Genomic DNA, 14197 nt, shown 5'->3' with positions numbered 1-14197 from the left:
GTCATCTGGGCCGAGGTGAACGCGGACAGAGTCGCCCGGGTCGTACGGGTCCGACGCTGGTTGCGGGATATCCTCCATTCCTTACCATCGAGTACCACGACCACCCATTTATTATCAACGAGTGAGCGTTAACCAGTATGTTCGACCGTCTACGCGACTATATCCCTCAAATCAGCCTAACAGCGTTACAAGTCACGCTCACTGAGAAACTCGTATTCTGGGAGTCGAACACCACCACGGAAGTGCAGACCGACGACCTGCAGGACAGTGTCGAACGTCAAAGCAAACCAATCGTGAAGAGCCGACGGAAAGAAATCGAGTCGAAGAGTGGCCGCGGAACCACGTTCGACATTCTCACAATCCAGTTGGAGAACCTCGGGGAAGGCGTCGCACAGAACCTGTATGTCCGCCCGACACTTGTCGTTAGCTACGACCCGGACCCCGGGGAGGGGACGCCTATCGACATCGAGGACGCGTGTTTCCTCACTTCGGACGATAACGGGTTCGAGATTCTCCCGCGGTACTTCCCGTTGAATCGGACCGAAGGGGACCAGTTCGAGAACGATTCACGGGAAGGTGGAGTGTTAAGTCCGAACGAAGGTCGGGTTGAGTTCAGCACGCAAGTCGAGTTCGAGGAGGTATTCCACGGTGAGGAGGGGCGAGCGGAGTACGTCCAGTCGCCCGTGTTTGAGACGATGCAGCGACTGTACGACGCCGGAATTCGGTACGTTTCGTTCCAGCTGCATGTGCTGTACACGGACGTGAATGAGAACGTGTACGCGGAGCAGGTAATGGGGAAGCCGGGAGAAATCACGGGTGGGGTGACGCTGGAGGACATCACCGAGTTTCGGTTCTCGTCGGAGTCATCAGATCACAAGTTGCATCGCCGGGTTGAGGAGACGTTCAAGTACCCGCCGTGAATTGTCGGCGGTGTTTGTGAGGGTTGAGTCCTCCATTCATACAGAACGACGCGTCGGCGTAGAGGTATCACAACCGTCGTTCTTAAGCTGTACTTTTCCAAAGTCTGATCTAACTGACAAAGATTTAACCGACATCACTGACTGTCTCTGAGCGTGCCATTTCCCCGCGCCAAATCGCCAGGCCAACTCTACGAAGAGGTTCAATCGTACGACCGGGTGATCACTCCGGATGGGCCGCTTGCAAGTGCTCTCAACCGCCACCTCGATCGTTCGCATCTCGGTCCGTTCGCGATCCCACCACGCCGACTTGCAGTTGGTCGACGCCAAGAGTCCGAGGACCGTCTCGCTTTCCTCGGTATGCTTGATCACGAGGACCTCTCCTGGAAGCGCTGTGCATACGCGGTTGGGAATATCCTCCAGTGTTGGGAACACCGAGGGTCACACGACGCTATCTTCGAGTACGACGGCTACGTCGACGATGCCACCGAACGAGCTGTGGAGCGAATCGCGGAACTCGAGACCGCCTCGATGAAGCTCACAAACGAGACCATCGATCCGAATCTCGACGTGGTCGTCGTCGAGCCGGCGATGCTCACCCAGCTCGAACGAGCGTATCTGCCTGCCGAGTACGACACGGTCGACCTCTTCGCTGATACCGAGTTCGAGCTTCCGCCGTTCCGTATACACGATTCGCCGACTGCGATCGTCGAAACCGTCGTCGATTCCGTCGATGACGAGAACGCTGATAACGTCGGGATTGTTCTCGACCAGGAAAGCGAGTATTCACCGCTTATCGAGTCCGCGCTCGAAGCGGCCGATATCCCGTTTTTCGGCGGGCCGGGATTCACAGATCGCAGCGAACACCGGTTGTTCCTCCACCTCCTCCGGACCGCCCACCGGGGGACTGATACCCGAATAAGCGAGATCCGGTCGCTGTTGACGGTCTTCGATTGTGACGTCGTCGACGCTGACACAAACAAGCGACTGCACGAGCTTGACGATGGAGATCTCAAGTGGCTGATCGACTTCTGCCACGATGTCCAAGAGTACACGTTCTCGGATGCTCTTTCAGTGTTTGAACGCCACGCCGGCGACACGATGGATGCCTTCCGGGAGGAACTGGAGACACTCACCATCGCGGACGAATCCATCACGGAAGCGCGCCTCGACGATTTGTCGTTCTATCTCCAGACCTACGAGGTGCCGGTCGATCGAGAGAACGAGGGTGTCTTGCTCGCCGATGCGAAATCAGCGTCGTACGTGGGTCGTGAGGTTGTCTTCTACCTAGGGCTTGACGACCGCTGGACCCACTCGGCCCCACGTCGTCCGTGGGTCGACCAGGACGCCCAGTTTACACGGAATCTTAAGAGCTTCCAGCTGCTGTTGCAGAGCGGCAGCCAGCAACACTATCTCGTCCAAGATGCGACCGGCGGATCACCCGTTACGCCGTGCCTGTACTTCGAAGAGCTCCTCGAACCGGAGTACGACCGCTTCTCCGATCTACCTTCGACAAGTCATCAGATCGAAACCGCAGCACGAGCTGGTGACGGATTCGAGAACGAACCTGTCGGTGTGACTTCCGACCCGGTCGAGACGATCAGCAAGTCGAGTCTCAACACCTACGTGAACTCACCGCGAGACTACTACTTCAGCCGGATAGTCGACGGTCCGGAGAAGGCGTATCTCACCGAGGGCAACCTGCTCCACGACTTCGCGGAGTTCTACGTCAACCATCCGGACGAGATTGACGAAGAGACACTCTCGGAGGTCGTCGAACTTATGCTCGAGGACGTCCGTCCGCTGGTTCGCTCCGTCGACGAACGGACCCGGCGCACTGAATATCGTGCGAGCCTCGAAACGATCGTCTCATATCTTGACGCGAACCAGCCGACCGAGGGCGCGTTTCTGACGCCGTCCAGTGGGGGTAATAATGCCGTCGCTGCTCACTTCGGTCGCGATGTCGACTCTCCCGTGACTGAACGTCGGTTTACTGACGAAGAACTGGGAATCAACGGAATGATCGACCTCGTTCAGTCGCAGCAAGAACTGCTCGACTACAAGAGTGGCAGCGAGAGCAGCGCCACCTCAATCGTCAAACACGCCGCGATTGACGAGCCGACAGACGAGCCTGACTTTCAGGCAGCACTCTATCTCACCTATTGGCGATCACAACGTCCGGGTGACCAACTCTCGTTCACTTTCTTCTACGTCACCGAGCTCGTCGACGACGTGATCGCCGGCGACGCTGACATCGACGACGCGTTGACGACTGTAACATACTACCCTGAATCGCTCACCGAGCACGTGCAACGTGAGGAGTTCTTCGAGTATCTCCGTGAGGAGGGGGCACAGAAGTGCCAAAAGATCCTCTCGAAGATCGAATATCAGACATACGCCGCGCTCTTCGATGCTGCGCCGCTTGTCGAGACGACTGACAGCGACGAACTCATCGACTCCGAGTTCGGAGAGACGATGATTGACCGGCTCGAAGCCGAGATTGGCGAGTACAAGTACGTGACAACAGGGAGCAAGCAGGTGATGAGAGCAATCGTCGACCGACAGAAGGGTGCATTCTTCAAGAGTGATCTCGATGCGTTCGAATCGTTTGTCGACGAGCGACTGGCGGAACTCAACCGACGCCGCACTGTCGACGAGGAATTCCCCATCGAGGGGCTTGCCGACGAGACGAACTACCGACGGGTAGACAATCGTGACCTTCTCTTAGAGGGTGAACAATGAGCGGTGCCGACCCAAACCCGGAGCAACGCGACCTCATTGAGGCGACCGATGGCCTCTATCTCGTTGACGCGGGTGCTGGCACCGGGAAGACGTTCACCGTTACCCGGCGATACGCAAACATTGTCGCCCAAGATGGCGTCGATCCCGAAGACGTGCTGTTGGTGACCTTTACGAACAACGCGGCCGAGGAGATGCGGGAACGGATAGTGCGTCACAGCGAGTACGGGATGCGGGAGCTCGCGAACGCGCCGATCCAAACGTTCCACTCGCTGTCACACGACTTGCTCGACGAATACGGACACGACGCACCGATGTCCCTCGGGATTGATGAGACGATCACTGGCTCGACACGGATTATCGAAGACGAAATCATCGAACAGGCGCTGTTTCGTGAGTTCATCGGCCAGTTCATCGATAATCACCCAGAGTATGACGAGTTCTTCACGGCACTGTCGGAGACGTCGGAGCTACTCGATCTGATCAAGGAACTGTCCGCAAAAGGTGTGTTCCCCACTGCGGATGGCTGGTACCGGGACAGCGAGTCACACCTCGATGGGGACTTTGAGGCGTTCGAGACGCTGTTCACCGACCGGAATGAACCACGGAACGGCGGGAGCAAGCAATCGAAGCTTCGAAAGAAGCTCTATCAGTATGGTGAAGACAAGACGTATCTCCCGGAGGCGCCCGCAAAGTGGGACATCCGCGGCGATGGCAAGCAAGCCCCGGCGGACCTCGTCGAACGCGTCTTCGAGGAGGACCGAACGGCTCTCAAGCGGTTCGTCCACGACGTGTATCACGCCTATCTTGAGTTCGCGCTTCGGCGGAACTACCTGAATTTCGGGTTCCTTCAGCTGTTCGCGTTCGTGCTTCTGTGTGAGGATCACGACCTCCGAGAGCAGCTGGGGTACGAGTACGTGATGGTCGACGAGTTCCAGGACTCCAGTGAGATCCAGTTCAAACTCACGCTGCTGCTTGCCGGCACGAACAACATCTGCGTGGTCGGCGACTGGAAACAGAGCATCTACAGTTTCCAGTACGCGGACGTCGACAATATCCGCGAGTTCGACGATCGGCTCGAACGATTTACCGCGGAGCTGAATCGGGACGTAGATCGAGTCACGTTCCAGACGACGCCGGTTGACGACAAGCAGCTGACGCGGAATTACCGATCGACACAGTCCATCTTGGACTTCTCTACCCACGCGCTGACTGCCCGTGCGACAAAGAACGAATCTCTGGATGCGGAGGCTATCTCCGAGCAGGTTACACCACTGACTGCCGATACAGATCGAGATGATAGCTACATCGAGGCGCTCACGAGTGAGGACGAACACGAGGCCATTCTCGCGAAGATCGACGCAATCGTCGACAACGATGATTACGCCGTCGAAGGCGACGACGGCACGTATCGCGCTCCGGAGTACGGCGACATCGCTGTGTTGACGCGAACCCGCGATTTCGGTCGGGATCTGCTCGATACGGCGAGTAAGTTCGGTCTGCCGATGGCCTACGAGGGTGGGATCGAGGTCTTCCGGACCGACGCCGCGAAGCTGGTGTTAGCGTGGTTGCGTATCCTCGAACGTGACGCTGAACGCGGGTGGGCACTCGTCCTCGAAGAGGCTGGCTACACGATTGACGAGACGAAGACGATCATCGAGCGTGAGGCATATCCCGAAGCTATGGTCGCATTCCGAGAGGATCTACGGGATTTGGAGACGTTCGGCGGCGTCGCCCGACGCGTGTTCGAACAGTACGGCCATTCCGGCCCGACCGCAGACGTCGTTCTCGACACTATTCAGTCGGTTCACGGGACGACGACGTTCACCCGTGGAGAGCTGATCCGATTCATCGAGGAGGCGATTGCTGATGGGAGTACACACGACGTCGACGCCGGGGCTGGGACGAACGCGGTGACTGTCCAAACGATCCACGCGACGAAAGGGCTCGAATACCCAATCGTCATCCTCGCAAATATGAACGCGAACAAATTCCCGTCTTCCGGTGGCAGCGGAAGCGATATCGCCTACACCGACCCGATTGGCCTCCGTCAGCGGAAGGTGTACTCAGAGGACGCACACGGCGTTCCACACGTCTACGACGACTGGAAGACTGACGTTCTTAATCGCTGCCTCCCCCAGAACTACGACGAGGAGCGTCGGCTTCTCTATGTGGCTGTCACGCGTGCTGAGAGCCACCTCGTCTTGACTGGCGGTACTGACCCAAATTCGTTCCTCGATTCACTCCCCGTTGATGTCGAAGATATCGACCCCGATCTATCTGCGTTCGACCCAGAACCCGGCGAGCATTCGACCTACACGGTCGATATTCCGGGGCCTGATGGACCGGCAAGCTACTCACCACACACCTTCATCGATGACGCAGTCTTCGAAGGGAATACCGGCGGCCGAGGAATAGAGTTCGGGTCAGACGTCCACGAGTTTGCGGAACGGTATGTTCTCGGTGAAGCAGTCGAAACCGGCGATAACCATGACAAAGAGCACGTCAAGGCGTTACTCGACTCACTCGAGGGTGAGACGAGAGCCGAGATCGATGCGTTCCTTCCGCTTACCGTCGACGGCGAGAAGGTAACGATCGGCGGCATCATCGACTTGCTCCACGTGACATCTGACCGTGTTGAGATCATCGACTACAAAACCGATCTCACAACGCACGCAGAAGATGAATACCAGAAACAGCTCAGTATCTACTACCATGTCGTCGCCGACCAATATCCAGAGCGGTCGGTTACTGCGTCTATTTTCTACACCGATGATGGCACTCGGCACAATATTACCCCTCTCGATAAGTCGGCTCTTCGAGAGCTAGTGGTAACACATAGTGTTTAAATTACTTGTCTCGTGGATACTGAGCACTAGAAACTCAATGGTCGAAATCCCCAACTCCCTTCGCTCTCTGTTCAGTGCTCCAATTAACGAGCAGGATGGGACGTACATAGTGGAGGTCCCATCGAGCGAAATCGACTTTGAAGCGTTGTCAGCTGACGAAACGTATCGCGTAGCGATTCTGGAATCTCCTGTCTCGACGGAGTCGTCAGTACAACAGGAGTCACAGAGAGCACCTTCTCGTGAGACTGCGAGCCATTCTTCCTCAGGACCTCCCGTGGAGGAAGGCGAAGTACGTGATGTGACCATCGAGACAGTCGGCGATCAGGGCGATGGTATCGCAAAAGTCGAACGGGGCTACGTCGTGATCGTTGCCGGCACTCACCCCGGCGACGAGCCAACCGTCGAAATTGAACAAGTTCAGGAGAATGTCGCGTTTGCGAGCATTGTCGATAGCGATCCACGAGCATTCTAACTGCTGTTCTTTCTGTGGATCAATCTGCTTCTCGGTAAACCATCGGTGTGAGAAGGCTCTGTTCGAGTTTGTCTGATGGAGGTGGTTCTGAAAGTCATGTTCGCCTCTCCGTTCGTTCACGATGTCACAACCTTCCAATGCCGAAATTCAATCTATGACAAAGGAACCGATTGAGGTACTCGACGACTTGGCCGACCAGGTCGCCGATGAGTTCGAGGCGTATAGACAGCCGGACGAATTCAAGGATGTCTCGCTCGTGATCGAGAACAGCGACGAGGAACATCCGACGCTGATCGTCCACGTCGATAGGGAGGATGCGGAGTCCTTAGCCGACCGTATTGATGAGTTCCTCCGCGAGCACGGTGCTCGTACTGAACGGGAACGACATTCAGCTACGGACGTCCGTGTGTTAGCGACGGTCGACTGACACCGCTCCTCCAATTTTTTGACTGACTGCAAGCACCGCTGAAGGCCCTATCTTCACTTCCGAACAAGGGGGCGCTTCAGCTCAGGTAGTCAATCTGTGCAGACAGATACTCTTGGAGAGCGGTGACCGTTTCTTCTGAGACAGCTGAGGCCCCGAAGTCACTCCGAAATCCGTGTTTGAGTTCGTCACTCTCCAAGATCTCCAGACCACGCTCAAGTTGCTCCCGGAGCTCATCGTCGTCCCCTCGCCGCAGGTGGGGTGTGACAGCGTCGAGGTCGATCTCTTCAGCCACTGCCAAGACGTCCCGAAGATCCGTTTCTCGGCCGCTGTGGAGCTTTGCAGCCACGAGGACTGCCCCATCGATGACTCTAGCCGTCGTCGTCACTGTGCCCCCGCTCACCTCCTGTTGGTGGCTGTGGTCGTACAGGTAGTCGAACGACCACTGTGCCTCGGTCTGACGACACCCGAGTCCGTTCACCAAGAGGTCGAAGCCGATCGGCTGTTGCGGCGTGAGCCGCTTTTCGTACTCGATCACCTCTGTATCGTAGAACCACTCCTTGGCGTGGCTGTCCGTTTCCTCGAAGTTCCGACGTTCGAGGAATTCGACGAAGTCAGCTTTGGAGTCCGGCGCGACGACGATATCGAGATCCGTGGAGAAGCGAGCATTGAACGCTGAGACAGCGTACCCGCCGACGAGAACGTACTCGTGGCCCTCTTGGGTGAGCTCCTCGAGCAGTTCTATGAGCGCGTCACTTCGGTTGTTGAAGCTCATGGCTGTGCCCGTTCGGTCTCTCGATACGTGACGCCGAGGTCGAGGTCCTCGTACATCCGGTCGAGCATCGCGAGCGCCGACTGGAACTGGGCGTAGTTCTCACGCATATACTCGATCGTCTCTGCTCTCGGTATCACCGGGTACCCCTCGACGTGCTCGATGTCGAGGGACGGCCCTGGCTCGAGGACGATCTGTAGCGCTCCGTCCAGCTCGTGACGGGGCTGTCGTTCGAATGCGGTCGGGAGGTCGAACGACTCGAAAAACGCCTCCCAAGCGTCGACGTCCTGCTCACGAACAGCGAGGAATAGTGGATAGTCGTTGGGCTCGCGACCGACCTGATAGCCGCCCTGGGTCCACACGTAGACGGCGTCGATCCGTGTGAATGCGAACGGCCAGTCACCGAACTGCGGGATGACGTAGGCCTCCTCGATGGAGGGTGGACTGACGCCGGCGCTGGCAGCGACGAGCTCGAGCGCTGCGTCGTGTACGCGCTCGTCGACTACAGTGAGGCCGTCGTCATAGGAAACGTAGCCTGCGTCTTCCAGCCGATTGACGGCCTGTCTCACCGTCTCGTACGGCGTGTGGAGGTGTTGGGCGACACGGCGGATGGAGTAACCACTCTCGATAGCGAGGATGACCTGCGCCGCGGTGTCGTCGAGAACCTCATACATCTGGTAGTTACCAATAATCCGGTAACAGTTAAAAGTCTTACTAGAGGACGGGGTAGAACGGCTCTGTCTGAGTTCTATCACTCAGCACCTCCTATTGAATGACTGAAGAATGTAGATCTCATAGCCAATCTGCATAATGTGGATAATGTAGATAATGCAAATTGGGCTTCTTCAATTGGTTCGTGTGGGTGGCAAAGATTGCGATGAATACGTATGTAATGCTGATAATCTAAATTATGTAGATTGCGTAGGGTCGACGGTGATTATGACAATTGGGATAGTGCCAACAATCTAGGTAATGTACAAAATGTAGGTTGTGTAGATGGCGTACGCAATCTGTCTGACACAGAATTAAGGTGGACGAGCTTCATTGACCGCGTATGACCAGTGCGAAACTTACATTATCGACAAAACTCGCGCAACCTTCAATATCTACCCAATGTACATTACCTACAAAATGTACAAAATCCGCTTCTTACGGTGGTGCTGAGCTATGAGTGCTGACGAGTTTGAAGGGCTCCCCGGAGCAGCTGTCTCGTTGCTCAAGGGAGGGGTAGGGAAATCCACGATCGCGCTCAACATCGCTGATCGACTCGCTGCTCGTGGCCATGAGACGGTACTATTGGATCTGGATAAGGACGGGCACATGACGACCCAGTTGGGGTACGACGATGCGTACGACCGAGATGCGGACCTCGGTGACGCCCTTATCGATGGTGAGGACCCCGAAGACCTGCTTATCGAGACGGACTTCGGCGTTCACCTACTCCCGTCGAGTAACGAGCTCGAGAACGTCGAGACGAGGCTGAAGGACGAACGGTTCGCAGACGTGAAGCTTCGACGGAACGTCGTCGATCCGCTCATTCAAAACGGATACGACTACGTGATAATTGATGCCGCAGGCGGCCGTGGGAAACTCTCTGATAATGCCCTCATCGCCGTCCAGCGCGTCATCATCCCGCTGATTCCGCGTGCTGGCTCGATCAACGGCCTCAATAAAATGATTGAACGCCAGATCTCCCCAATCCGGCAGAATATCGGGTTAGATATCCTCGCAGTAACTCCGAATATGATTCGTGAAACGATGGGACAACGCAACGAGCATCGGACTCTCGTTGAAAATCTCAACCGAGAGTTCGGTTCGTTCGTGCCTGAGTACGCTCGTGTGGACCCGGAGATCTTTGATGCCCTCGATGATTCGGGACGCACTATCGATAGTATTCCGAAGCCAGGGATTCGCGAACGGACCGCAATTTCCCGCGCCTTCAAGCAAGGAATGCCGGTCTCGGAGTTCGACGAAGATTGCGACCAGATCCCGAATTTCGACCACTTAGCGGACCTCGTGGAGGAACACAGCCATGCCTAATGAGGACGACCGTTTCGGGGACGTCGCTGAACAGCTCAAACAAACGGAGGAAAGAGCCGAATCGGATGACGACGAACGTACTGACACTCAGGATGAACCGCAACCGGATGAAGAGATAATTCCTGAGGACACAGAGTCGGAGACTGAGTCCATTCCTGAGCAGGATGAGGAGGATGTGGACGAATCCACCGGTGGACCGGCCTTCTCCTTTGACGAGACCGATATGCACGGCTTCTATGTCCGGGAGGAGACGTGGAATGGCGTCACCCGGATGCGATCCTCGGTAACTGCGGCGTGCTCTATGTTTGATGTTCCTGAATTTGAGGGAAGAGAGTTTCAAGATGCGTGTCTCCGGGTAATTGCGGACCACGGTGATGAGGTCGCCCTCCAGATCCTCCGGGAGCGTGGTATCGAAGCCGATGAGGAACGTGTCCAGGAAGTTGTGGAGATGCTGAGCGAGCAAGCTACGAACGACTAACATTGGATTTGGCTGATTTTCCTCACCATTCAGATTTCGTGCGCATTGTACATTATGCAGATTGTGTAGCAAGCCATCTGCTTGCAGTCTCGCGATTATTCTCGGAACCGGGTCCGAACGGCGGTCGCGGTTTTGGTATAGCGGTATATGATTTATGCCGTTGACTAAATCCGAATTTCGGGGGATAGAACCCTTCTATCATAGGAAAAATGGTTATGAGACTTCTGTCATCGGTGGTCCTGATTACGCCGGTAATCACGACCACTTTGAAGTGCCCCGCCGCCGTCGGTGAAGCACGAATGCTGCAACCCCCTCACAACGGCGCTTCCCCCGGGGTAGAGCCGACAAGACCGGGCTCCGAGTTTGCTCTGACTCTCCTCAGCCGAGGTCGAGGCGATGGCGAAGAAGCGCATTCGATATAGGACTAATGACCTCAATCTATATTAAGACACAGTCCGAAGGGTGTTGTATGACCGAAGACGAATCGAACTCCGAGGGCCTGATGGAACGCCAGACCACGGGTGAAGACCGCGTGCGGATGGTTGCTCGGCAGCTGTCGGAGCCACAGACAGCCAACTGGATCGCCTCCGAAGCGGGCTGGTCACACGAACCAACTAAGCGCGTCCTCGAGCGACTCGTCGACGACGGCGTCCTCCACCGTGACGAAAGCGGTACTCACACGACGTATTACCCTGATTATCGCCGCCAAGCGATGCAGGAGGCGATGCGCCTTCGAGACAGCGGACACACTGTCGAGGAGCTTACGGACCGGCTCGCCGATATGAAGACCCAGATCCGCGACTGGGAGGACGAATTCGGCGTCGAGTTACCGAACCAGCTTCGCGGAACGCTCGCTGACGAGTCCCTTGACGGTGACGAGGAAGACCGTCGCCGTGAGATTGCCCGCGAGTGGGAGCACCTTCAGCGTCGTATCCAGATCGTTGGCTTTGCCATCCGCGAATGGGACTTCCTCGCTCCGACGACAGAGTCTGCCGAGGCCAGCAGCTAACGGATGTCGGTCCCGCATCCAGGTGGTGACCCGAACGCGAACCTCTACGCCCAATTGAAGCGGGACGTCCTCGACCGTGTCCCCCAGATCACGGCCGTCGAGTACGTTCCTGACGATATCGAGGCCAAGCAGCTACGGGCGGTTTTTGATCCAGCCCGTCTGGATCCCCCGACAGGCCCTGATTCGCCGGAACTGACCGTCAAGTGGTATCGACAGGCCCCTCACGATTGGTTCCGTATCAACTACACCGATCCGAACACGGGCTTTCACGCCGGCTGGCACCAAGACGAGGACCATCCCGATCTCGGACGGGCGCATTTCCAGTACTCTGCCGCCAATACGGAGGACCGCTGTGGGATCACATTTGAACACGAGACTCCTTCCCTGATCCTCTGGGAAATCGTCGAAGCACTCCTCGAGGATGTTCGTCTGACTTACCAGTACGCGAACGAAGAACCATGACTCCCCGAGAACGCTCCGATCAGTCACTCGCGAGTTCCTTCGAGCGCTATCTCCAGGACAAGGGGAAAGGCCGCGGTGGCGACGGCGGGAACTATCGACGAAACGCTGCACGCGAGCTCGAGCGGTTCGTCAAGTGGGCCGCTGGCGACCGCGGCGACGACTGGATCGGGATCGTCCCCGATGACGTCGACCGCGAACCCACCTTCGAAGATCTCGACGAACGCGTGTTCCGGGAGTACGCCCGGCATCTCGGTGGAGATCGGGGACTCAAGCAGAACACGGTACAAACCTATTACCGCTATATCTCTGCCTGGTGTGGGTGGTGCGTCAACGAGGGATATCTCGAGGCGCATTACGCGCAGCGGGCCAGTGCGATGGCGCCGCTGCCGGAGGACGACGGCCGCAAGCCCGGCGACCAGCAGGCCTGGACGTCTGAACAGCGCCACGCCCTCACCCGCCACGTCGACGAACGGGCCCGCGACGCCGTCGAGGCGTACACGATACTTCCGGAGGATACTGACCCCCTCGACAAGCAGCGAAGACGCTACGCGGCGCTGAAGGCGGCTCGTGACCGGGCGCTGGTGTTCGTCCTCGCGTACACCGCCGTCCGCGTCGGCGAACTCCTCCGGGACCCGAATGACCCGCGCCGACGCGGTGTTCGCTGGGAGGACATCTCCCTTGACGACGGGAGTATGGACGTCTACCGGAAGAAACAGCAGTGGGACGCCGCCAGTCTTCCCGACCCGGTGATCTCGCCGCTCCGGAGCTACCGCCAGCTGATGGACCCACCGACGGAGCGGTGGCCGGTGTTTCCAACGTTCGACCAACGGACGCTCGCAGGGCTCGTCCGGGAAGAGCTAGCCGAACGAGGGGAACGCTCAGAAGCAATTATTGAACGCCGTGAAGAATACGCTCGCGACCTCCTGCTGGCGCTCGATTGGGACATTCGGCCGCCGTCGATCACGACCGATGGTGCACGGTCGATTCTCCAACGACTCACCAAGGAGGGGGAGGTCGACATCGTCCACCCGAAACACGACTACCTCGCTCCTCACGGCGGTCGACGAGGCATGGGAGAGGTCCTCGTCAGAGCATTCGGCTACACGGTCGCAGCTCGATATCTCGACAACTCGGAGGAGATGGTCCGCGAGCGCTATTCCCACATCGAGGCAGGCGAACTTGGAGACGTGGCGACTGAAGCTCTCAACGAGGTTGACCACATAGGGAAGTGATCGCCTTCTACAGTTGCTCTCGATTGGTGCTGCGAGCGACACGTACGTTGATAGGGAGTGGACACGTTATTCTCTAGCAGACCGACTGAACGATTCCGACCCCGGCCGTCCGTGAACGAGCCATCAATTCAGCGTACCCATGCCAGTTGACCCCGTGTGTGGGATGGAAATTCCACCCGAATCTGCCGAAGCGACAACCGAGTACGAAGGTGAGTCGTTCCACTTCTGCTCGAACGACTGCCAAGCGTTGTTCGATAGCGCTCCCGAGAAGTACGTCGAGACGCCCCATCCACATCTCGTCGAGGCGAGTGGAGCCATTCTCCCTCGCCTGCCATATGGCCGGGCAAAAGGCGAGTTCGATATCGAAATCGAAGATCCCACGTCGCTCCAGGAGGGCGACAGCGTTCGCTTCTCGAAGGAGATCACGGACGACGACGTCCGGAAGTTCGCCGAAGCGACCAGCGACACGAACGCCCTCCACCTCAACGACGCGTTCGCGGAGAAGACACGGTTCGGCCACCGGATCGTCCACGGGACACTCGTCTCCGGACTCATCAGCGCCGCCCTCGCGTGTTTTCCCGGCCTCACGATCTACATCTCGCAGAATCTCGAGTTTCGACGCCCGGTCGACATCGGCGAGTCACTGACGGCTCAATGCAAGATCGTCGACGAACTCGAAGGCGACCGGTATCGGCTCACGACGCGCATCGAAAACGACGCTGGTGAGATAGTCCTCGATGGAACAGCGACAGTGCTGATCGACCCCCTCCCGGAGTGACTCGTCCGTACAGCTAGATTAAGAT

The 14197-nt window shown here is 57.3% G+C and carries 13 protein-coding genes; 11 read left to right on the top strand and 2 right to left on the bottom strand.

Annotated features, from left to right (window positions below):
* Positions 1-137 precede the first annotated feature (137 nt).
* From NDI54_RS18385 to NDI54_RS18365, 5 genes are all read left to right on the top strand, one after another.
* A complete protein-coding gene (locus NDI54_RS18385; RefSeq protein ID WP_310897864.1) occupies positions 138-920 on the top strand; it encodes a hypothetical protein in 783 nt (260 codons plus the stop codon).
* Between the two features lie 153 nt (positions 921-1073).
* Positions 1074-3659 (top strand): PD-(D/E)XK nuclease family protein, encoded by a 2586-nt coding sequence (locus tag NDI54_RS18380; protein WP_310897863.1) that lies wholly within the window; start codon positions 1074-1076, stop codon positions 3657-3659.
* Positions 3656-6505, top strand: coding sequence for a UvrD-helicase domain-containing protein (locus NDI54_RS18375; protein WP_310897862.1), 2850 nt, complete (start codon positions 3656-3658; stop codon positions 6503-6505). Before NDI54_RS18380 ends, NDI54_RS18375 begins: the two co-directional genes overlap by 4 nt.
* A 37-nt stretch (positions 6506-6542) precedes the next feature.
* Entirely contained in the window at positions 6543-6977 is a 435-nt protein-coding gene (locus tag NDI54_RS21475; RefSeq protein ID WP_406600205.1) for a TRAM domain-containing protein, read from the top strand.
* A 154-nt stretch (positions 6978-7131) separates the two neighbouring features.
* Positions 7132-7404: a hypothetical protein gene (locus NDI54_RS18365; protein WP_092635495.1), complete on the top strand. Its 273-nt coding sequence runs from the start codon at positions 7132-7134 to the stop codon at positions 7402-7404.
* A gap of 76 nt (positions 7405-7480) precedes the next feature.
* On the opposite strand, the gene NDI54_RS18360 is transcribed toward NDI54_RS18365, so the two are convergent.
* On the bottom strand, positions 7481-8176 hold the full coding sequence (locus NDI54_RS18360; protein ID WP_310897860.1) for a hypothetical protein: 696 nt from the start codon (positions 8174-8176) through the stop codon (positions 7481-7483).
* Positions 8173-8847, bottom strand: a complete 675-nt coding sequence (locus NDI54_RS18355) for a helix-turn-helix domain-containing protein (RefSeq protein ID WP_310897859.1) — start codon at positions 8845-8847, stop codon at positions 8173-8175. The genes NDI54_RS18360 and NDI54_RS18355 overlap by 4 nt, the downstream gene beginning before the upstream one ends.
* A gap of 493 nt (positions 8848-9340) precedes the next feature.
* On the opposite strand from NDI54_RS18355, the gene NDI54_RS18350 reads away from it, so the two are divergent.
* The 6 genes from NDI54_RS18350 (at position 9341) to NDI54_RS18325 (ending at position 14172) form a co-directional block, all read left to right on the top strand.
* Positions 9341-10213, top strand: a complete 873-nt coding sequence (locus tag NDI54_RS18350) for a ParA family protein (protein WP_310897858.1) — start codon at positions 9341-9343, stop codon at positions 10211-10213.
* Positions 10206-10691, top strand: a complete 486-nt coding sequence (locus NDI54_RS18345) for a hypothetical protein (RefSeq protein WP_310897857.1) — start codon at positions 10206-10208, stop codon at positions 10689-10691. Before NDI54_RS18350 ends, NDI54_RS18345 begins: the two co-directional genes overlap by 8 nt.
* A 427-nt stretch (positions 10692-11118) precedes the next feature.
* The gene (locus NDI54_RS18340; RefSeq protein WP_142980819.1) at positions 11119-11700 is read left to right on the top strand and encodes a DUF7342 family protein; all 582 of its coding nucleotides are present in this window, start codon (positions 11119-11121) and stop codon (positions 11698-11700) included.
* Positions 11701-11703: 3 nt separating this feature from the next.
* Entirely contained in the window at positions 11704-12162 is a 459-nt protein-coding gene (locus tag NDI54_RS18335) for a hypothetical protein (RefSeq protein ID WP_142980818.1), read from the top strand.
* Positions 12159-13394 (top strand): tyrosine-type recombinase/integrase, encoded by a 1236-nt coding sequence (locus NDI54_RS18330; protein ID WP_310897856.1) that lies wholly within the window; start codon positions 12159-12161, stop codon positions 13392-13394. Before NDI54_RS18335 ends, NDI54_RS18330 begins: the two co-directional genes overlap by 4 nt.
* Positions 13395-13533: 139 nt before the next feature.
* Positions 13534-14172, top strand: coding sequence for a MaoC/PaaZ C-terminal domain-containing protein (locus tag NDI54_RS18325; protein WP_310897855.1), 639 nt, complete (start codon positions 13534-13536; stop codon positions 14170-14172).
* Positions 14173-14197 lie beyond the last annotated feature (25 nt).

The sequence above is a fragment of the Haloarcula terrestris genome, assembly GCF_031624315.1.
GTDB classification, from domain to species: Archaea; Halobacteriota; Halobacteria; order Halobacteriales; family Haloarculaceae; genus Haloarcula; species Haloarcula terrestris.
This window is presented reverse-complemented; position numbering and strand designations above follow the sequence as displayed.